Annotated in this window: 21 protein-coding genes; 10 read left to right on the top strand and 11 right to left on the bottom strand. The window is 66.6% G+C overall.

The features are described 5' to 3' along the window. Positions 1–73: 73 nt before the first annotated feature. The gene (locus HNP48_RS22235) at positions 74–985 is read right to left on the bottom strand and encodes a LysR family transcriptional regulator (RefSeq protein ID WP_184861258.1); all 912 of its coding nucleotides are present in this window, start codon (positions 983–985) and stop codon (positions 74–76) included. An 89-nt stretch (positions 986–1,074) separates the two neighbouring features. Here HNP48_RS22235 and msuE point away from each other — a divergent pair, with 89 nt between their 5' ends. From msuE to HNP48_RS22250, 3 genes are all read left to right on the top strand, one after another. Then, a complete protein-coding gene (gene msuE, locus HNP48_RS22240; protein ID WP_184861145.1) occupies positions 1,075–1,656 on the top strand; it encodes an FMN reductase in 582 nt (193 codons plus the stop codon). Between the two features lie 45 nt (positions 1,657–1,701). After that, entirely contained in the window at positions 1,702–2,676 is a 975-nt protein-coding gene (locus HNP48_RS22245) for a DUF1852 domain-containing protein (protein ID WP_184861147.1), read from the top strand. A gap of 96 nt (positions 2,677–2,772) precedes the next feature. Further along, complete coding sequence (locus tag HNP48_RS22250) at positions 2,773–3,798, top strand: methionine synthase (protein ID WP_184861149.1); 1,026 nt, start codon at positions 2,773–2,775, stop codon at positions 3,796–3,798. 40 nt (positions 3,799–3,838) lie between these two features. On the opposite strand, the gene HNP48_RS22255 is transcribed toward HNP48_RS22250, so the two are convergent. Beyond that, a complete protein-coding gene (locus tag HNP48_RS22255; RefSeq protein ID WP_184861151.1) occupies positions 3,839–4,417 on the bottom strand; it encodes a 2'-5' RNA ligase family protein in 579 nt (192 codons plus the stop codon). On the opposite strand from HNP48_RS22255, the gene HNP48_RS22260 reads away from it, so the two are divergent. After that, complete coding sequence (locus HNP48_RS22260) at positions 4,416–5,288, top strand: hypothetical protein (protein WP_184861153.1); 873 nt, start codon at positions 4,416–4,418, stop codon at positions 5,286–5,288. The genes HNP48_RS22255 and HNP48_RS22260 overlap by 2 nt on opposite strands. After that, positions 5,285–6,079, top strand: coding sequence for a hypothetical protein (locus tag HNP48_RS22265; RefSeq protein ID WP_184861155.1), 795 nt, complete (start codon positions 5,285–5,287; stop codon positions 6,077–6,079). Before HNP48_RS22260 ends, HNP48_RS22265 begins: the two co-directional genes overlap by 4 nt. A 72-nt stretch (positions 6,080–6,151) precedes the next feature. Here the strand turns inward: HNP48_RS22265 and guaA are convergent, their stop codons facing one another. The 4 genes from guaA to guaB form a co-directional block, all read right to left on the bottom strand. Further along, positions 6,152–7,771, bottom strand: coding sequence for a glutamine-hydrolyzing GMP synthase (guaA, locus tag HNP48_RS22270; protein WP_184861157.1), 1,620 nt, complete (start codon positions 7,769–7,771; stop codon positions 6,152–6,154). Between the two features lie 29 nt (positions 7,772–7,800). After that, on the bottom strand, positions 7,801–8,235 hold the full coding sequence (locus tag HNP48_RS22275; protein ID WP_184861159.1) for a type II toxin-antitoxin system VapC family toxin: 435 nt from the start codon (positions 8,233–8,235) through the stop codon (positions 7,801–7,803). After that, positions 8,232–8,528, bottom strand: coding sequence for a type II toxin-antitoxin system Phd/YefM family antitoxin (locus HNP48_RS22280; RefSeq protein WP_184861161.1), 297 nt, complete (start codon positions 8,526–8,528; stop codon positions 8,232–8,234). The genes HNP48_RS22275 and HNP48_RS22280 overlap by 4 nt, the downstream gene beginning before the upstream one ends. Before the next feature lie 264 nt (positions 8,529–8,792). Next, positions 8,793–10,268 (bottom strand): IMP dehydrogenase, encoded by a 1,476-nt coding sequence (gene guaB, locus HNP48_RS22285; RefSeq protein WP_184861163.1) that lies wholly within the window; start codon positions 10,266–10,268, stop codon positions 8,793–8,795. Between the two features lie 139 nt (positions 10,269–10,407). Between guaB and HNP48_RS22290 the strand changes: the two genes are divergently transcribed. Beyond that, complete coding sequence (locus tag HNP48_RS22290; protein WP_184861165.1) at positions 10,408–10,959, top strand: DUF4124 domain-containing protein; 552 nt, start codon at positions 10,408–10,410, stop codon at positions 10,957–10,959. A 63-nt stretch (positions 10,960–11,022) separates the two neighbouring features. Here the strand turns inward: HNP48_RS22290 and HNP48_RS22295 are convergent, their stop codons facing one another. Together HNP48_RS22295 and HNP48_RS22300 are read right to left on the bottom strand one after the other, a co-directional pair. Further along, positions 11,023–11,373: an RnfH family protein gene (locus HNP48_RS22295; protein WP_260420331.1), complete on the bottom strand. Its 351-nt coding sequence runs from the start codon at positions 11,371–11,373 to the stop codon at positions 11,023–11,025. Further along, complete coding sequence (locus HNP48_RS22300; protein ID WP_184861167.1) at positions 11,366–11,806, bottom strand: type II toxin-antitoxin system RatA family toxin; 441 nt, start codon at positions 11,804–11,806, stop codon at positions 11,366–11,368. Before HNP48_RS22300 ends, HNP48_RS22295 begins: the two co-directional genes overlap by 8 nt. A 148-nt stretch (positions 11,807–11,954) precedes the next feature. Between HNP48_RS22300 and smpB the strand changes: the two genes are divergently transcribed. The 4 genes from smpB to HNP48_RS22320 all read left to right on the top strand — a co-directional run bounded on the left by smpB (position 11,955) and on the right by HNP48_RS22320 (position 14,502). Then, entirely contained in the window at positions 11,955–12,428 is a 474-nt protein-coding gene (gene smpB, locus HNP48_RS22305; RefSeq protein WP_184861169.1) for an SsrA-binding protein SmpB, read from the top strand. A gap of 254 nt (positions 12,429–12,682) precedes the next feature. After that, a complete protein-coding gene (locus HNP48_RS22310; protein ID WP_184861171.1) occupies positions 12,683–13,048 on the top strand; it encodes a hypothetical protein in 366 nt (121 codons plus the stop codon). An 18-nt stretch (positions 13,049–13,066) separates the two neighbouring features. Next, positions 13,067–13,615 carry an RNA polymerase sigma factor gene (locus HNP48_RS22315; RefSeq protein ID WP_184861173.1) on the top strand — a complete coding sequence of 183 codons (549 nt, stop codon included), beginning with the start codon at positions 13,067–13,069 and terminating at the stop codon, positions 13,613–13,615. A gap of 23 nt (positions 13,616–13,638) precedes the next feature. Then, positions 13,639–14,502, top strand: coding sequence for an anti-sigma factor (locus HNP48_RS22320; protein WP_184861175.1), 864 nt, complete (start codon positions 13,639–13,641; stop codon positions 14,500–14,502). 6 nt (positions 14,503–14,508) lie between these two features. On the opposite strand, the gene HNP48_RS22325 is transcribed toward HNP48_RS22320, so the two are convergent. Genes HNP48_RS22325 through HNP48_RS22335 form a run of 3 tightly spaced genes read right to left on the bottom strand, consistent with a single transcriptional unit; the run spans position 14,509 to position 17,856 of the window. Further along, entirely contained in the window at positions 14,509–15,639 is a 1,131-nt protein-coding gene (locus tag HNP48_RS22325; protein ID WP_184861177.1) for an enoyl-CoA hydratase/isomerase family protein, read from the bottom strand. After that, positions 15,636–16,526: a DMT family transporter gene (locus tag HNP48_RS22330; protein ID WP_260420332.1), complete on the bottom strand. Its 891-nt coding sequence runs from the start codon at positions 16,524–16,526 to the stop codon at positions 15,636–15,638. Before HNP48_RS22330 ends, HNP48_RS22325 begins: the two co-directional genes overlap by 4 nt. Then, a complete protein-coding gene (locus HNP48_RS22335) occupies positions 16,513–17,856 on the bottom strand; it encodes a hypothetical protein (protein WP_184861179.1) in 1,344 nt (447 codons plus the stop codon). The genes HNP48_RS22330 and HNP48_RS22335 overlap by 14 nt, the downstream gene beginning before the upstream one ends. Positions 17,857–17,858: the final 2 nt, after the last annotated feature.

The raw sequence follows: 17,858 nt of genomic DNA on the forward strand, positions 1-17,858 counted from the left end.
CTGCAGTGACGCGGCAACACCTTGCCATGCCAGCAGAACGGGCAAGCCAGCGCTCTGCGTTTGGCAATGGCTCCTATGCGCTGGCGCTTTGCTCCACAGCCGCAGAGGGCCGCCTGGCCAGTTCGATGAAGGCCCGCACATAGTCGATGGCCGTGTCGGCCTCGCGCGCCCCCAGAAAAATCTGCTTGGCGATGCCGCGCGCGCCCAGGCGCACGGGCACCACGTCCATTCTGGCCGCGTACTCCTCGACCAGCCAGCGCGGCAGGGCCGCCACGCCGCGGCCGCTGGCGACCATCTGCAGCATGATGTCCGTGGTTTCGATGGCCTTGTGGCGTTTGGGCGTGACACCGGCCGGCAGCAGAAACTGGTTGTAGATGTCCAGGCGCTCGATGTCCACGGGGTAGCTGATGAGCACTTCCTGCGTCAGCTGCTGCGGCTTCACGTAGGCCGCCGAAGCCAGGGCATGGCCCTTGGCGACCACCAGCACCTGCTCGTAGTCGAACACGGGCTCGAACTTGAGCCCCGGCTTGAACAGCGGGTCGGGCGTGACCAGGAGGTCGATCTCGTAGCCAAAGAGCGCGCCGATGCCGCCGAACTGGAATTTCTGCTTCACGTCCACATCCACATCAGGCCATGCGGCCAGGTAGGGTGACACCACCTTGAGCAGCCACTGGTAGCAGGGGTGGCACTCCATGCCGATGCGCAGCGCGCCGCGCTCGCCCTGCGCAAACTGGCCCAGGCGCTCTTCGGCCAGGTCCAGCTGCGGCAGCACGCGGTTGGCCACCGCCAGCAGGTACTGGCCGGCCTGCGTCAGGCGCAGGCTGCGGCCTTCGCGCAGCCAGATGTCGGTGCCCAGCTGCTGCTCCAGCTTCTTCATGCTGTGGCTCAGGGCCGACTGGGTGAGGTTGAGCACGCCGGCAGCGGCCGTGAGCGAGCCTTGCTTTTCAACCTGCTGAACGATGCTGAGGTGGATGCGCTCCAACATTTGCATGATCCAAATTCATGGATTTGTGAAATAAAACCATTTTACTTCATCAACCGCCGCCACTAGCATCCCCTCCCATGACAGCAAACATGGCACATCCCCTGCGCATCGTCGCGGTTTCCGGCGGCTTGCAGCGCCCCTCCAAGGCGGCGGCTCTGGCAGAGCATCTGCTGGACCTGATCGCCGACGAACTCCCGTGCGAACAGCGCCTGGTCGAGCTGGGCCCGCTCGCGCCGCAGCTGGCGGGCGCGGTGTGGCGCTCCCAATTGCCCGATGCGGTGGAGCGGGAGCTGGCAGTGGTCGAACAAGCCGACGTGCTGGTGGTGGCAACCCCGGTCTACCGCGGCGCCTACACCGGGCTGTTCAAGCATTTCTTCGACTTCATCCACCAGGACGCCCTGGTCGACAAGCCGGTCTTGCTGGCGGCCACCGGCGGCAGCGAGCGCCATGCGCTGGTGATCGACCACCAGTTGCGCCCACTGTTCAGCTTTTTTCAGGCGCGCACCTTGCCGCTGGGCGTCTACGCCACGGACCAGGACTTCACCAACCACCGCCTGCAGAGCGAGGCCCTGATCGCGCGGGCCCGGCTGGCGGTGCAGCGGGCATTGCCGCTCATTGCACTGGCGCGCCACACCAAGCCCTTGCAGGCCGAAGACGTGGTGCTGGCCTGAGCCATGACCCGCCTTGACTCCCCCCATTCAGCCCACCCCATCGCCATGCACCAAGAACCCGCCTTTCACCTCAAAAGCATCTGTTTCGATGAGAACTACCAGCCATCGGACAGCACGCGCATCACCACCAACTTTGCCAACCTGGCCCGCGGAACCAGCCGCCAGCAGAACCTGCGCAATACGCTGCGGATGATCGACAACCGCTTCAACAACCTGGCGCATTGGGACAACCCGACGGGCGACCGTTATTCCGTCGAACTGGAGATCATCTCGGTCGAGATGAGCATCGGCGCGGAGACCCGCCGTGCGGCGTTTCCGCTGATCGAGATCCTGAAAACCTGCATCCTCGACAAGAAAACCAACCAGCGCATTGACGGCATCGCGGGGAACAATTTCTCGTCCTACGTGCGCGACTACGACTTCAGCGTGGTGCTGCCGCAATACAACGCCCATCGCGCGGAATTTGGCATGCCCGACGATTTTGGCGACCTGCATGGCAAGCTGTTCCAGCAGTTTGCCAACTCACGCCTGTACAAGGAGCACTTTGGCAAGCCGCCGGTCATCTGCATCAGCGCCTCGACCAGCAAGACCTACCAGCGCACCGGCAACCAGCACCCGGTGCTGGGTGTCGAGTACCAGCAGAACGAACTGTCCTCCACCGACCAGTACTTCGCCAAGATGGGCATGCAGGTGCGCTTCTTCATGCCGCCCAATGGCGTTGCGCCCTTGGCCTTCTACTTCCATGGCGACCTGCTGGGCGACTACACGAACCTCGAATTGATCGGCACCATCAGCACCATGGAGACCTTTCAGAAGATCTACCGCCCCGAGATCTACAACGCCAACTCTGCCGCCGGCAGAATCTACCAACCGAGCTTGAAGAACCAGGATTACTCGTCCACGCAGATCGTCTACGACCGCGAAGAACGCAGCCAACTGGCGATCACGCAGGGCAAGTTTGCCGAAGAGCACTTCATCAAGCCGTACAAGAACGTTCTTGAGCAATGGGCGGCCCGATGACCGCTCTGATGCTCGATCTGCCGGTGTGATAGCGTGCCTTGACGCCTCGGCATATGCTCACCCAACCCTCTTCGTTTAGAACAAAGGAATTCTCAGATGTTTGAAACCTCCATCGCCGGCAGCCTGCCCAAGCCCGCCTGGCTGGCAGAAACCAACAAGCTCTGGCCCCAGTGGATGGCCGAAGGCGATGCACTGCGCCAGGCCAAGGCCGACGCCACCCTGCTGTGGATCAAGGCGCAGGAAGACGCAGGCCTCGATATCGTGGGCGATGGCGAGCAGTCGCGCCAGCACTTCGTGCACGGCTTTCTCGAACAGGTCGAAGGCATCGACTTCGAGCACAAGGTGAAGATGGGCATCCGCGACAACCGCTACGACGCCATGGTGCCGCAGGTGGTCTCGGCCCTGCGCCTCAAAGGCCGCGTGCACGCCTTCGAGGCCCAGCTGGCGCGCGCCCACACGAAGAAGAAGCTCAAGTTCACCCTGCCCGGCCCCATGACGATTGTCGACACCGTGGCCGACCGCTTCTACGGCGACAAGGTGAAGATGGCCTTTGCCTTTGCCGAACTGCTCAACCAGGAGGCCCTGGCGCTGCAGGCCGATGGCGTGGACATCATCCAGTTCGACGAACCCGCCTTCAACGTCTACATGAAAGACGCCGCCGACTGGGGCGTGCAGGCGCTCGAGCGCGCCGCGCAGGGCCTGACCTGCACGACGGCGGTGCACATCTGCTACGGCTACGGCATCAAGGCCAACACCGACTGGAAGAGCACCCTGGGCGACGAATGGCGCCAGTACGAGGCCGTGTTCCCGGCCCTGGCCAAGAGCAGCATCGACCAGGTGAGCCTGGAATGCATCCACTCCCACGTGCCGCCCGAGCTGATGAAGCTGCTGGCCGGCAAGGACGTGATGGTCGGCGTGATCGACGTGGCCAGCGACGTGGTCGAGACCCCCGAGGAAGTGGCCGACACCATTGCCCGCGCTCTGGAGTTTGTGCCCAAGGAACGGCTGTTCCCGTGCACCAACTGCGGCCTGGCTCCCATGGGGCGCGATGTGGCGTGGCGCAAGCTGCAGGCGCTGGCTGAGGGTACGAAGCTGGCGAAGGAGCGGTTGGCCGCGGCGTGACGCCCCCGCGGCAGGCAGGCTGCGCAGACCACAACCACCGCTACCAATCGAATGCCTGCTGGCGCGACACCAAAGGCCAGCGGCCCAGCACCACATGCTCGCTCAGCCCATACAGGCTGTCCACCAGCATGAACTCCGACACCCGCCATGCAAACGGCTCAATCGCGCGCCGGGCAAAGGGCGCATGCCGGTAGTCCAGCGTGACATGGGGGCTGAAGCTGCGGCGAATCTGGCTTTCGTGAAAGCCCACCCGCCGCATCGCCTGCGCCAGACTGTGTTCGAAACCGCAAATGCCGCGCAGGCCCGCCGCCCGGCCGGTCAGCTGCGCCATGCTTTTGCCATCGGGGTGCGTGCTCGATTGCACGGCATCCAGCCAGATGTCGAACGGCTCGGCCACCACGGTGTTGCCCGCCGCCATTGCCAGATCGAGCTGGCGGGTTGGAATGCGGTCCAGAAAGCGGCCCATCTTCTCGATGGTGATGTGCAGGCCGTCCTCGCGCATGGGCGCGCCCCGCTCAGGAAAGGGCGACAGGCCCAGGCTGCCGAGCAGCCCGACTGCCCGGCATGCCAGATGGGCAGGAAGGCCGACAAAAAAGTAGAGGTCGTGGGGCTGTGCCATGGCGATCAGACGTCCGGTGAAGGCGGCACCCATTTTGCACAAATACTGTATAAAAATACAGTTATTTTTCCTTAAACACCCCAAAGACCAGGCTCGCGCACCCGAAAAATTGACAGGTCCAGACGCCGATGCGGCCCGCAATAATGGACAGGTTGCCACCACCGATGGAGCGCACTTTTTCACCGTGAACATCAACACCCTGCGCAAGAAAGCCAAAGCCCATACGCTGGAGGTCGAGGACATTCTGGCGGCGGCTGCGCGCCGCCCAGCGGGCCTGCAGGAAGAGCTTCAGCGCCTGTCTGCCGAACTGGAGTGGTCGCACACGCCCCACCCACGCGGTGGCGGCCACGTCGTGCCTTTCGCCCGCTGGGCCGAGGTGGCGGGCGCCTACGCAGAGCATGGCATCCCCGGCCTGGCAGGGTGGATGCAGGCGACGGCGCGGGCAGCAGCAGGGCACGGGGCACCCGCCGACTACGTGCTTGCGATGCTCGAGGCGCTCAAGACGCAGGAAGCCAACGACGCCCTCTTCTCCCTGTTTGCCCATGTGCTGGACGACCCAGGGGGCCATGTGGCAGAGGCGCTGGAACTGGCCAGCACCATCAACATCAAGTTTTCGTTCAAGGGCTCTTTGCCGCCAACGCCCGCCCAGGCCGACCAGGCCCGGTCGTTCTTGATGGCGCTCTACCCCCTGGCCCGCAAGGAAGCCGAGCGCTGCACCGTGGTCTGCGCCCTGCGGGGTGTGGGTGATGAATCCACGGCCCAGTTCCTGGCCACGATCAAGCCCTTTAGCGGCCCACATGCGGGGCTGGAAAAGTCGGCGCTGCGGGCCATTCGCAAGAGGCTGCAGGGCACGGCGTCAGCGGCCCCATGAGCTTCGACTTCGTGTTCTTTCGCCTCCAGCGCGCACCGGACGCCCGCGCCTGGGCCCGCTTTGCCATCGACCAGATCGCCGCCCACGGCCACAACACCCCTGCGCTGGTGGGCGGCAAGGGTTCTGGCTGGCGCAAGGCCCCACCCGGCCGCGAGGCGCTGATCGAGGCAATTGCGGCATCGCGCAACCGCTCGGTACAGGCAGGCAGCAACCCCAGAAGCCGCGACCCTCTGGACGGCTGGGGCATCTACTGCGCCCACCCCGGCGAGCACGATGCCCACCTCTGCCGCTACCGCGAGCCCTCTTCTACCCCCGCCAACCTGCACGACTGGTTTGTCGCCTCGGCCCAGGCGCTGGCTGGCATCGCCGACATCAGATACGGCTTCGGCTATTCCGGGCGCACCCCGAAGGACGTGTACTGTGGCCTGGGCATGAGCGCAGGCAAGCCGAGCCCCGAGCTGGCCCCACTGTTTGCCGACGAGGAAAAAGTGGCACGCTGGTTTCGCGCCTGCGCGTGGAACACGGATGGCGCGTACGTCAGGGACGCGTTTCCGGTCAATGTGCTGGGCCGGGATTTTCTGGATATGAAGGCTTCGACCTCGGGCGAGGCGCTGGCGAATGGACTGGCGGTGTTCGGTGGTCTTGAGCGGCTTACCCCGGGCCTGCATGTCTGGGCCATCATGTCGGAAGAGCAGCGGCAGGCGGCATCCGAGTTTTTGGCGCAGCGGCAGCTGTCTGTTGTGTCCCATTCTTACGGCAGCCACAGCCAGGTCAAGCCGGCAGGCCACTGAACGGACAAAAGCGCCTCATCGCTTGATGAGGCGCTTTGGCTTCAAACGCAAGGCCGCCAGGGCGGCCTTGCCTCACTCCCACTCAATCGTCGCCGGCGGCTTGCTGCTCACGTCGTAGGTCACGCGGTTGATGCCCCGCACCTCGTTGATGATGCGCCCCGACACCTTCTTGAGCAGGGCGTACGGCAGCTCGGCCCAGTCGGCGGTCATGAAGTCGCTGGTCTGCACGGCGCGCAGGGCGACCACGTAGTCGTAGGTGCGGCCGTCGCCCATCACGCCAACACTCTTGACCGGCAGGAAGACGGTGAAGGCCTGGCTGGTGAGATCGTACCAGGTCTTGCCGGTGGCCTCGTCCACGTGGTTGCGCAGTTCTTCGATGAAGATCGCGTCGGCGCGGCGCAGCAGGTCGGCATACTCTTTCTTCACCTCGCCCAGGATGCGCACGCCCAGGCCGGGGCCGGGGAAGGGGTGGCGGTAGACCATTTCGGGCGGCAGGCCCAGGGCCACGCCGAGTTCGCGCACTTCGTCCTTGAACAGGTCGCGCAGGGGCTCCAGGAGTTTGAGGCCCAGTTGCTCGGGCAGGCCGCCCACGTTGTGGTGGCTCTTGATGGTGACGGCCTTTTTGCTCTTGGCGCCGCCGGATTCGATCACGTCGGGGTAGATGGTGCCCTGGGCGAGGAAGGTGGCACCCTTGTGTCCCGCACCGCCGGCCTTGAGCTTGGCGGCCTCGGCCTTGAACACGTCGACGAACAGGCCGCCGATGATCTTGCGCTTTTGCTCGGGGTCGCTCACGCCAGCGAGCTTGCCCAGGAACAGGTCGCTGGCGTCCACGCGGATGACCTTGGCGTGGAGCTTGCCCTCGAACATGTCCATGACCATGTCGCCTTCGTTCAGGCGCAGCAGGCCGTGGTCGACGAACACGCAGGTGAGCTGGTCGCCGATGGCGCGGTGGATCAGGGCGGCGGCCACGGACGAATCGACACCGCCGGAGAGGCCGAGAATCACTTCTTCATCGCCTACCTGTGCGCGGATCTGTTCCACGGCTTCGGCGATGTGGTCGCGCATGACCCAGTCGGGGTTGGTGCCGCAGATGCCGAGCACGAAGCGGTCGAGCAGCGCCCTGCCCTGCACGGTGTGCGTGACTTCGGGGTGGAACTGCACGGCGTAGAAGCGGCGCTCTTCGTCGGCCATGCCGGCGATGGGGCAGCTGTCGGTGCTGGCCATGAGCTTGAAGCCCGGGGGCAGCTCGGTGACCTTGTCGCCGTGGCTCATCCAGACGTTGAGCATGCCGTGGCCTTCGGGGGTGGTGAAGTCGGCAATGTCCTTGAGCAGGGCGGTGTGGCCGCGGGCGCGCACGGCCGCAAAGCCGAACTCGCGCTTGTGGCCGCCTTCGACCTTGCCACCCAGTTGGTGGGCCATGGTCTGCATGCCGTAGCAGATGCCGAGCACGGGCAGGCCGAGTTGGAACACGGCTTCGGGCGCCTTGTCGGTGGTGTCTTCGTACACGCTGGCGTGGCTGCCCGAGAGGATGATGCCCTTGAGCGAGCCGTCCTTGGCGTAATCGCGCACCCATTCGTCCGTCACGTCGCAGGGGTGCACCTCGCAGTACACATTGGCTTCGCGCACGCGGCGGGCGATGAGCTGGGTGACTTGCGAGCCGAAATCGAGGATGAGGATTTTCTGGTGTTGCATGGTGTTGGGCGGCGGTTGGGGTGTTTTACTTAAAGGCTGGAGAGATCGAGAAGCGGTACGCCGCTGCGCTTGGCAGCGGCTGCCTGCGCAGCGTCGAAGGTGGCCAGAGGCAGGCGCAGCGAGCGGGCGAGCCACAGGTAGGCGGCGTCGAAGGTGGGCAGGCCGGTGTCGAGCGCCACGTCCATCACGGCCTTGTGCTGGGCGGGGGCCAGGTCGTGCAGTTCCACGCGGTGGCGTATGGCTTCGAGCACGCCCCACAGGCCTTCGACCGATGCGGGTGGGATGCGGCCGCTGTGCACGCCGCTGCTGATGAGGTTACTGCACTCCCACTGCCAGAGGTTGGGGGCCTGGGGCTCGACCTCGTCGCGGCGGATCAGGGTGTACAGGCGGCGGGTGTGCTCGCTGGCCGCGTCGGGCAGCAGCCAGGCGGCGGTGACGGAGGCGTCGAGGACAAAGGCGGTCATGCGACGGCCCTGCCCTTGCGGCGCAAAGTATCTGTGGCGGTGGCCTCACCTGCGGCTCGCAAAGTATCGGGAGGGTTCGCCCCGACTACGGGGCGAACCGTGGCGTGCAGCGCGTCGATCTGGCCCAGCTCGCGGGCGATCTGCTCGTCGGTGATGACGGGGCGGCGGCGCACGGGGAGCATGCGCACCACCTCTTTGCCGTGGCGGGTGATGCGCACTTCTTCACCCTGCTCGACCAGCTCGATCAGGGCAGAGAACCTGCTCTTGGCTTCGTAGATGCCGACGGACTGCATGGATGCGCGGACCCCCAAAAAAGAAAAAGTCTGGCCTGAATGGTGAATTCAGACCAGACTATATCATTCTGACCAGATATTTTCAATCAGGCCAGACTCCGGATCTCTGAGGTTAGAGCAGACCCACGTCCTGCGAACATCGACAGCCCAAGCCAGGGCAGCCGTGCAAGGGCCGCCCCGCCGCACTGGCTGCGTCCCCCTTCCCGAATGGCACAGCCATTCGAGAGAAGGGGGAAGGCGCGAAGCGACTCAGGGGGTTGTCCCTTAATCAGCCCGGTAGTTCGGCGCTTCCTTGGTGATCTGCACGTCGTGCACGTGGCTTTCGCGGATACCGGCGGTGGTGATCTCGACGAACTCGGCCTTGTTGTTCATGTCGTCGATGGTGGCGCAGCCGCAGTAGCCCATGGAGGCGCGCACGCCGCCGGCCATCTGGAACACGATGGAGACCATGGAGCCCTTGTAGGGCACGCGGCCTTCGATGCCTTCGGGCACGAGCTTGTCGGCATTGGGGTTGCCGGTGCTCGACTCCTGGAAGTAGCGGTCGGCGCTGCCCTGCTGCATGGCGCCGATGCTGCCCATGCCACGGTAGCTCTTGTAGCTGCGGCCCTGGTACAGGATGACTTCGCCAGGCGCTTCTTCGGTGCCGGCGAACATGCCGCCCATCATGACGGTGCTGGCGCCAGCGGCCAGGGCCTTGGCGATGTCGCCGCTGTAGCGGATGCCGCCGTCAGCAATGAGGGGCACGCCGGTGCCCTTGAGGGCGGTGGCCACGCTGTCGATGGCCATGATCTGGGGCACGCCCACGCCGGCCACGATGCGGGTGGTACAGATGGAGCCGGGGCCGATACCGACCTTGACGGCGTCGGCACCCGCTTCGACCAGGGCCAGTGCAGCAGCGCCGGTGGCGATGTTGCCGCCAATGACGTCGACGTGCGGATAGTTCTGCTTGACCCAGCGCACGCGCTCGATCACGCCCTTGCTGTGGCCGTGGGCGGTGTCGACGACGATGGCGTCCACACCGGCCTTGACCAGGGCTTCGACGCGCTCTTCGGTGCCCTCACCCACGCCGACGGCGGCGCCCACGCGCAGGCGGCCCGAGGCGTCGCGTGCAGCGTTGGGGAAGCTGGTCTGCTTGGTGATGTCCTTGACGGTGATCAGGCCCTTGAGCTCGAACTCGTCGTTCACGACCAGCAGGCGCTCGAGCTTGTGCTTGTTGAGCAGGGCCTTGGCCTCGGCGGGCGAGGTGCCGGCCTTTTCGTTGACGGTGATGAGCTTCTCGCGCGGGGTCATGATCTGGTGGACCTTGACGTCGTAGCGGGTTTCGAAACGCAGGTCGCGGCCCGTGACGATGCCGACCACCTTGCCGCCGTCGCACACGGGAAAGCCCGAGATGCCCAGTTGCTCGGACAGCTGCAGCACCTGCAGCACGGTGTGCTCGGGGGTGATGACCACGGGGTCGCGCAGCACGCCGGACTCATAGCGCTTGACCTTGGCCACGTGGGCGGCCTGCTCCTGCGCGGTGAGGTTCTTGTGCACGATGCCGATGCCGCCCTCCTGGGCGATGGCGATGGCCAGACGCGCCTCGGTCACGGTGTCCATGGCGGCGGACACGAGCGGCAGGTTCAGCTGGATGTTGCGGGAGAGTTTCGTCGCGAGGGACGTGTCCTTGGGCAGGACCTGGGAGTACGCTGGCACCAGCAACACATCGTCGAAGGTGAGCGCTTTTCCAAGAAGGCGCATGAGAAGGCTCCAAAAGACGGATTGTACCCGCGTCCGCGTGACACTGCTGGCGCCCTCCCCCTGTCCGTGCGGCGGTGCAGCACGCCCGCCCGTCCGGCTGCACTGGCGGCCGACTTGTTGCGCCGCTAAACTTCTCCATATGAAATTGCACAAGATTGCTTTGCTGGCCATTGCCTGCACCTGGGCACTGGGTGCCGCTGCCCAATGGCAGTGGATCGACAAGGATGGCCGCAAGGTCTTCAGCGACCGCCCGCCGCCGCAGGATATTCCTGAAAAGAACATGCTCAAGCAACCGAGCTTCGGCGGCCCGCGTGTGACGCCCGTCGTCACCCCGGCTGCGCCAGCCGCCCCCGCAGCAGCCGGCGGCGCAAGCGCCGCAGCCCCTGGCGCTGCGGCTGCCCCCGCGGCGCCAGCCAGCGCCGCCGCCAGCGGCAAGGACAAGGAACTGGAGAAGCGCAAGGCCGAGGCAGAAGCCGCCGAAGCCGCGAAGAAGAAGGCCGAAGACGAGAAGATCGCCAAGGCCAAGGCAGAAAACTGCACCCGTGCGCGCGAAGCCAAGGCGCTGATGGATTCGGGCACCCCCCTGCGGCAAACCAATGCCCAGGGCGAACGCGTGTTCCTCGACGAGGCCCAGCGCGCGGCCGAGACCAAGCGCATCAACGCGGCCATTGCGGCCGACTGCAAGCGCTGAGCCGGGCGAAAAGCCCCCTTTCGTTGCAGAAAAACGGCGCCTGGGGCGCCGTTTTTGTTTCATTTAGTATCCTGATTTGCCGCCTGGCCGCTGCCGCGCAAAGAGGCCGGTGGCGCGTGCGCCCTGGCGCGCGAAACGTTCGCGCCGCGCCACCTTGGGGTCGACCTTGAGCTCGCGGTACAGCTCCACCCGGTCCTGGTCCTTGAGCACGGTGGTTTCGGGCAGAACGCGGCCCCAGATGCCGCAGACCATGCCCTCGCGCTGCGCGGCCAGGGGGCCGGCGGCCTGCAGGGCGTCGGCCAGGGTGCTGCCCGGGGGCAGTTGCACCGTGCATTCGCTTACCTGCCGCGGCGCCCGCGAGAGCACCACGGTGATCTGCATCAGCGCGGGGGCTGCGCACTCACCATCAGCCATACACCTGCTCCGCGCGCTTCACGAAGGCATCGACCATGCTGCCCGCGATGCGGTCGAACACGGGGCCCACCAGGGCCGCCAGGGCGGCGTTGTCGAAGCCGTAGTTCAGGCTGAGCTCGACCTTGCAGGCGCGCTGGCTGCCGTCGCCCACGGGGTGGAAGTGCCAGTCGCCGTCGAGCCGCGAGAACGGGCCCTTGACCAGGTGCATCTGCACGCGCCGGCCCGCCTCGTGCGTGTTGCGTGTGACAAAGCTCTTGTGCAGGCCGCTGAAGGCAATGCCCACCTCGGCCGTCATGCCCTCCTCGGAGCGCTCCAGCACGGTGGCGCTGTCGCACCAGGGCAGGAACTCGGGGTACTTCTCCACCCCTGTGACCAGGGCGAACATTTCTTCGGGGCTGTACCAGATGAGGACGGACTTGTTGACGGTTTTCATGCAGGGGCAGGGTTCGGTCCGGGATCCTCAGCGCACGCACCGGCATGCGCCCGAGAAGATGAAGGACACGCCCTAAAATGACAGGTGCGAGACCCAAGCATTGTAGGGAGGCCTTTTATCTCCTCGTTTGCGCCTCAATTAATAAGACATGGCCAAGAAACCCGATCCAACCGCCCGCATTGCCGATAACAAGAAGGCGGCCTACAACTATTTCTTCGAAGAACGCCACGAGGCAGGCATGGTCCTGTACGGCTGGGAAGTGAAGGCCTTGCGCGAGGGCAAGGTGCAGCTGACCGATGGCTACGTGATCATCCGCGAGGGCGAGCTGTTCCTGCTGGGTTGCCAGATCAACCCGCTCAAGACCGCATCGACCCACGTCAACCCCGATGCCATCCGCACCAAGAAGCTGCTGCTCAAGAAGAACGACATCGAGCACCTGATCATCAAGGTGGAGCAAAAGGGCTACACGCTGGTGCCGCTGAACCTGCACTGGAAGAACGGCTACGTGAAGTGCGAGATTGCCCTGGCCAAGGGCAAGGCCGAGCACGACAAGCGCGACACCATCAAGGACCGCGAAGGCAAGCGCGAGGTCGAGCGCGCGATGAAAAGCAGGAATAGGTAACCCCCTGAGGCGCTGCGCGCCTTCCCCCTACAGGGGGACGCCGCCCCTGCGGCGGGGCGGCCCTTGCACGGCGGCACTGGCATGGTGCCGCGCCAGTTGCATACGCGGCGGAAAGCGAGGGCGGCTTCGGCAGGTCCGATCTTTGGGATTTTTTTCATGTGCGGTGGAATAAACCACTGCGCCCCTGTGTTTGTGGAGGTGCAAGGCGGCATTGGCCGTTGCATGCAAACCCTCTTCTTCCACCTGGAGAAACCATGAAAAAGATCCTGTCCATCGCTGCGTTCCTGGCCGTTGCCGGCTGCTCCACCATGGCGGCCGATGGCCCTGTGAAGACCGTGGACGGCGTGCTCGTCGGCGCTGGCGGCATGACCCTCTATACCTTCGACCGCGACGCCGCGGGCAGCGGCAAATCGGTGTGCAACGGCCCCTGCGCCACCAACTGGCCGCCGCTGCTGGCCGACAAGGCCCCGGGCAGCGACTACAGCGTGGTGGCGCGCGACGATGGCAAGATGCAGCTGGCCTACAAGGGCAAGCCACTGTACTACTGGGTCAAGGACACCAAGCCGGGCGACAAGACCGGCGACGGGTTCAACCAGGTGTGGCGTACCGCCAAACCCTGATCGGGGCTTCTCTCCGGCATGAACCGCACCCAGGTCGTCGAGCAGTTGCCCGCGCTGCGCCGCTATGCGCGCGTGCTGACGGGTGACGCCTGGGCGGCCGATGACCTGGTGCAGGACACGCTGGAGCGTGCCTGCAGCAAGTGGCTGCTGTGGCGCGCGGGCAGCGATCTGCGCGCCTGGCTGTTCACCTTGATGCACAACCTGTACCTCAACCAGGTGCGTGCACAGCCGCCCTCGCCCCACCTGGATGTCGATGGGCTGCGCGACAGCTTGCAGGGCAGCGACGGCATGCACGATGATGCCCTGGACCTGGAGCGCTGCCTGCAGCGCCTGCCCGCCGAGCAGCGCGCCGTGCTGCTGCTGGTGACACTGGAGGACATGGACTATGGCGATGTGGCCCGCATCCTGGGCATTCCCGTGGGCACGGTGATGTCGCGCCTGTCGCGCGCACGCAGCCGCCTGCGCCTGCTGATGGAGCGCGCCCCCGACGCACCGACCGCCGCCGGCAACCACCCGGACCCCGATGCCCCCACCGGCCAGCCAACCCCCTTGCGCCGCCTCAAATGAGGAAGCCCGCGCGCCAGCCCGCCATGGAAAAGCACCCACACCACCACCCCGCCCCACCCGCCGACGATGAAGCCGCATGGCACGCGCTGGTGGATGGCCGCTTGTCGCCTGCGGAGGCAGCCGCACTGCGCCAGCGGCTCGAAGGCCAGGCAGGGGGCGAAGAGACGCTGGCGCAGTGGGAACAGCAGCGCCAGCAACTGCGCGCCCTGCACCAGGGCATGCTGACCGAGCCCGTGCCCGAGGCGCTGGTGGCCGCAGCGCTGCGCACCTCGGCGCGCAGGGATCGGCACGACCGCTGGTGGCGCTGGGGCGGCATGGCCGCGTCGGTGCTGCTGGCGTTTGCCCTGGGCTGGACCGGGCGCAGCCTGTGGCCCGCCATGGCCCCGGCAGGGCCTGTGCTGGCGCTGGCCAGCACCGCCACCGCGCAGCACTTTGCCCAGCAGGCGGCCGTGGCACACGCCGTGTACCAGCCCGAGGTGCGCCACCCCGTGGAGGTGCCGGCCGCACAGCAGGAGCACCTGGTGCAGTGGCTTTCCAAACGCCTGGGCCGGCCGCTGAAGCTGCCCGTGCTGGCCGACGAGGGCTACGAACTGGTGGGCGGCCGCCTGCTGCCCGGCGATGCGGGCGCGCGCGCGCAATTCATGTACCAGAACGCGCAGGGCGAGCGCATCACGCTGTACCTGGGCGCCATCGCCGCAGGCAAGCCCGGTGCGGCAACCGCCGCATCGAAGAAACCCGATGCCGGAGAAACCGCCTTCCAGTTCACCAGCGAGGGCCCGGTGCCCGGCTTCTACTGGGTGGATCAGGGCTTTGGCTACGCGCTCAGCGGGCAGCTGTCACGCCAGCAGTTGCTGGCGCTGGCATCGGCGGTGTACCGGCAGCTATAGGCCTGTTCAGGCAAGCGCGGCCAGGGGGTGCGAATGCGCGGGCCAGGGGCTCGCGAAGAACGGCACCACCATGGCGGGCGTGACGTCTTCAATGCGCGCGGGGTTCCACTTGGGGGCGTGGTCCTTGTCCACGGCCAGGGCGCGGATGCCCTCCACCGTTTCGCTCTGGCCGGGGCGCAGGTAGAAGCAGTGGCGCACCATGTCGCGCTCCATGCGCAGGTCGTCGGCCAGGCCCATGCTGCGGGCGCGGCGGATCTGTTCGAGCACCACGTGCAGCATCAGTGGCGAGCGCTTGCGCAGCGTGGCGGCGGTGGCGCGGGCCCAGTCGGTGTCGGCGGCTTCGAGCGCGCGCACGATTTCGCCCACGCTGGGCAGGGCAAAGTACGCATCAGCCTGGGCCAACTCGGCAGCCGCGGGCTGGAGGACCTGGCTTTTGGGCAACAGGCGGGCCACGACGAAGGCCTTGACGGCCTCGGCGTCGGCAAACTGCTGCGTGCCCAGGGCCTCCCACACGGGGGCCTGCTGGTCCACGGGGATGCAGCCGTCGGCCAGGCCGCAGGCGATGGCGAGGTCGGCGCCGATGGTGTCACCGGTCAGTGCCAGCCATTCGCCTGCGCTGCCGGGGCAGCGCGCGAGGAAGTAGCCGCCGCCCACGTCGGGGAACAGGCCGATGGCCGTCTCGGGCATGGCCATCTTGGTGCGCTCGGTCACCAGGCGCAGCGCTGCGCCCTGGCTGATGCCCATGCCGCCGCCCATGACGATGCCGTCCATGAAGGCGATGTAGGGCTTGGCGTAGTTGTGGATCAGGTGGTTGAGGGCGTATTCCTCGGTGAAGAAGTCTTCGAGCTGCGGGTTGCCCTGGCTGCCGGCCTGGTGCAGGAAGCGGATGTCGCCACCCGCGCAGAAGGCGCCGAACGGGCCTTCCTTGTTGCTGCCGCGGATGGCCACGGCCAGCACGGCGTCATCGTGCTGCCAGGCGAGCAGGATGGCCATGAGGTCGCGCACCATGCCCAGCGAGAGCGCATTGAGCGCGCGCGGGCGGTTCAGCGTGATGAAGCCCACCTGGCCGCGCACCTCGCTGAGCACCTCGGGGGCTGCCGCGGCGGCCGTTGCATTCGTTGTCGTCGTCTCCGTCATTGTTGTTCCTTCCAAGCCAACAGTTCATTGAAAACCAGTGCGCCGATCACCAGCGCCCCACCCGCCAGCACGGCCGCCCCGGGCTCCTCGCCCGCGCCCACCCATGCCAGCAAAATACCAAAGATCACCTCGAGCAGGCTCAGCAGCGCGATCTCGGGCGCCTTGAGCACCTGGCCGCAGCGCACCGCCAGCACGCAGGGAATCGCCAGTTGCACCACACCCAGCAGCGCCAGCAGCGCGAGGTCGTGCGCCGAAGCCTGGAACGGCAGCGCCAGCGGCAGCGTGGCCACCACCGAGAGCACCGCCCCGACCAGCACGGCGGGCACCAGGTCCACCCGGTGGCCGTGGCGCTGGGAATGCTGCACCACCGTCCAGTTCACGGCACCGGCGATGGGCACGCACAGCGCCACCAGCGTGCCGACCAGCGGCAGGCCCGCCATCTCTGAACCATACATCCACGCGATGCCCAGGCCCGCCACGCCGATGGCCGCCCAGGTGCGCGGCGCGATGTGGTGGCCGATGAAGATGCGCGCGAGCAGTGCGGTGAGCAGCGGCGCGACCGCCATGGTCACCAGCACATTGGCCACCGGCATGAGCAAGATGGCGACCATGAAGGCCGTGAACATCACGGCCCAGCACAGGCCGGCGATCCACAGCGCCCCACCGCTCTTGCGCATGGAGGCGAACACCGCCCGCCCCTGCAGCGCCGGCAGTATCACCAGCAGCGCGGCCAGCGTGAACAGGCTGCGCCAGAAGGTGACCTCGAAGCTGCGCGCCGCCTCCAGGTGGCGCGTGACCACGCCGGCGATGGACCACATGAGGGTGACCACCACCATGAGCCAGACAGCCCGGCCGTGGGTGAGCACAGCGGCCCTAGCGCCGGCCATAGAAGACCTCCAGGCGCTCTTCGAGCACGCTGCTGTCGAACTGCCACCACAGGCCCGCCAGGCCGCGCCGCACAGGCAACTCCACGGTGGCGCCGGTGCGCAGGCTCAGCCAGTAGTCGATGGCCTGGCGCGGCTCCAGGGGCGGGACATCGCCGCCTTGCGGTGCCCGCAGCACCACGCGCGGCAGCGACTGCACGGACGGCGCGACAGCAAAGGCCACGGTGCGTGGCGCCTCGGTGACCCAGGCCCAGGCCAGAGGCACCGAGGGAGCACACAAGCCCGCTGGCACGGCAGCCAGAGCTGCCACCAGCAACTGGGTGGTGCGAAAGCCCGCGCGCTCCGAGGCAGTGGGGCTGGCACTGCCATGGGCCAGTTTCGCTTCAGGCCACAACCAGGCCAGCACCAGAAGCGCCGTGCAGGCGCCCACCGCACCCCAGACACCCACGGGAGGAGCCATGAAGTAGTGCTGGTGTCGCATGGCATGGAACAGCGCAGCCGCTGCCCCCAGGCCGACGAAGAAGCCGATGACGACGGCCTTCATGCGTGGGTAGGCCATCAGGTCCCTGTCCACACCGGCGCGCGAGCGGGCACCATCGGGAGCGGGTACGGGCACGCCACGCTCGCGCAACGCGCGCACCAGTGGCAGGGCTTCGAACATCCGCTGCACCACCGGCAGGTTCTTCGCGGAATTCCAGAGCACCAGGCCGGCCATGCTGTGCGGGCGGACATCATCGTCGGTCTCCGGCTCTCCCGGCAGGTACCAACGCGCGGGCGAAAGGCCCAGGCGTGCACCGCCCTTCCAGGTAATCCTCAGTGTGGCCAGCGGGTTGGCGGGCACGGGGGCACCCGCCAGTTGCCAGGAGACGGCACCGCTGCGCAAGGCGCCCAGGTCCAGTTGCCAGTCCAGCCAGCGCCACACTACGGGCAACCCGGACGTATAGCGCAGCGACTGGTTGTCGAGCACCAGGCGGGCACGCCTGCGGTGCAGCGCAAGCCCAAGCACGAGGGCCAACAGCAGCAGGAGCTGCAGGGCATGGAAAACCAGGCGCAGAGGGTCTGCACGCTGCCATGCGGCGGCCGAGCGGCTGGCCAGCATCTGCCAGGGGAATGGCTGGGCAGTGGCACCCACCAGAGTGGCCACCGCCATGACCAGCGACACGGCCAGCACCATGACCAGGACGATGCCCACCACCCGGCCCAGCCGGCGCCGCTGGGCGCGCTGCGCGGCCGTGCCCGTGTGGTAGTCCCGCGCATGAAAGACAAGGGGCGCGCCAGCCCCCAAGGCTGGCGCGCCCCTCTCACCAGGCCGTGCAGCCTGTGGTGCGGTCATCT

Source organism: Acidovorax soli (assembly GCF_014207955.1).
GTDB classification, from domain to species: Bacteria; Pseudomonadota; Gammaproteobacteria; order Burkholderiales; family Burkholderiaceae_C; genus Acidovorax; species Acidovorax soli_A.

Coding starts and splice junctions, on each gene's coding strand:
- msuE (WP_184861145.1), top strand. CDS start 1,075: ATGGCACATCCCCTGCGCATCGTCGCGGTTTCCGGCGGCTTGCAGCGC.
- HNP48_RS22245 (WP_184861147.1), top strand. CDS start 1,702: ATGCACCAAGAACCCGCCTTTCACCTCAAAAGCATCTGTTTCGATGAG.
- HNP48_RS22325 (WP_184861177.1), bottom strand. CDS start 15,639: ATGACGGAGACGACGACAACGAATGCAACGGCCGCCGCGGCAGCCCCC.
- HNP48_RS22280 (WP_184861161.1), bottom strand. CDS start 8,528: ATGCAGTCCGTCGGCATCTACGAAGCCAAGAGCAGGTTCTCTGCCCTG.
- HNP48_RS22310 (WP_184861171.1), top strand. CDS start 12,683: ATGAAAAAGATCCTGTCCATCGCTGCGTTCCTGGCCGTTGCCGGCTGC.
- smpB (WP_184861169.1), top strand. CDS start 11,955: ATGGCCAAGAAACCCGATCCAACCGCCCGCATTGCCGATAACAAGAAG.
- HNP48_RS22320 (WP_184861175.1), top strand. CDS start 13,639: ATGGAAAAGCACCCACACCACCACCCCGCCCCACCCGCCGACGATGAA.
- HNP48_RS22260 (WP_184861153.1), top strand. CDS start 4,416: ATGGCGATCAGACGTCCGGTGAAGGCGGCACCCATTTTGCACAAATAC.
- HNP48_RS22315 (WP_184861173.1), top strand. CDS start 13,067: ATGAACCGCACCCAGGTCGTCGAGCAGTTGCCCGCGCTGCGCCGCTAT.
- HNP48_RS22265 (WP_184861155.1), top strand. CDS start 5,285: ATGAGCTTCGACTTCGTGTTCTTTCGCCTCCAGCGCGCACCGGACGCC.
- guaB (WP_184861163.1), bottom strand. CDS start 10,268: ATGCGCCTTCTTGGAAAAGCGCTCACCTTCGACGATGTGTTGCTGGTG.
- HNP48_RS22300 (WP_184861167.1), bottom strand. CDS start 11,806: ATGAAAACCGTCAACAAGTCCGTCCTCATCTGGTACAGCCCCGAAGAA.
- HNP48_RS22290 (WP_184861165.1), top strand. CDS start 10,408: ATGAAATTGCACAAGATTGCTTTGCTGGCCATTGCCTGCACCTGGGCA.
- HNP48_RS22335 (WP_184861179.1), bottom strand. CDS start 17,856: ATGACCGCACCACAGGCTGCACGGCCTGGTGAGAGGGGCGCGCCAGCC.
- guaA (WP_184861157.1), bottom strand. CDS start 7,771: ATGCAACACCAGAAAATCCTCATCCTCGATTTCGGCTCGCAAGTCACC.
- HNP48_RS22330 (WP_260420332.1), bottom strand. CDS start 16,526: ATGGCCGGCGCTAGGGCCGCTGTGCTCACCCACGGCCGGGCTGTCTGG.
- HNP48_RS22255 (WP_184861151.1), bottom strand. CDS start 4,417: ATGGCACAGCCCCACGACCTCTACTTTTTTGTCGGCCTTCCTGCCCAT.
- HNP48_RS22250 (WP_184861149.1), top strand. CDS start 2,773: ATGTTTGAAACCTCCATCGCCGGCAGCCTGCCCAAGCCCGCCTGGCTG.
- HNP48_RS22275 (WP_184861159.1), bottom strand. CDS start 8,235: ATGACCGCCTTTGTCCTCGACGCCTCCGTCACCGCCGCCTGGCTGCTG.
- HNP48_RS22235 (WP_184861258.1), bottom strand. CDS start 985: ATGTTGGAGCGCATCCACCTCAGCATCGTTCAGCAGGTTGAAAAGCAA.
- HNP48_RS22295 (WP_260420331.1), bottom strand. CDS start 11,373: ATGGCTGATGGTGAGTGCGCAGCCCCCGCGCTGATGCAGATCACCGTG.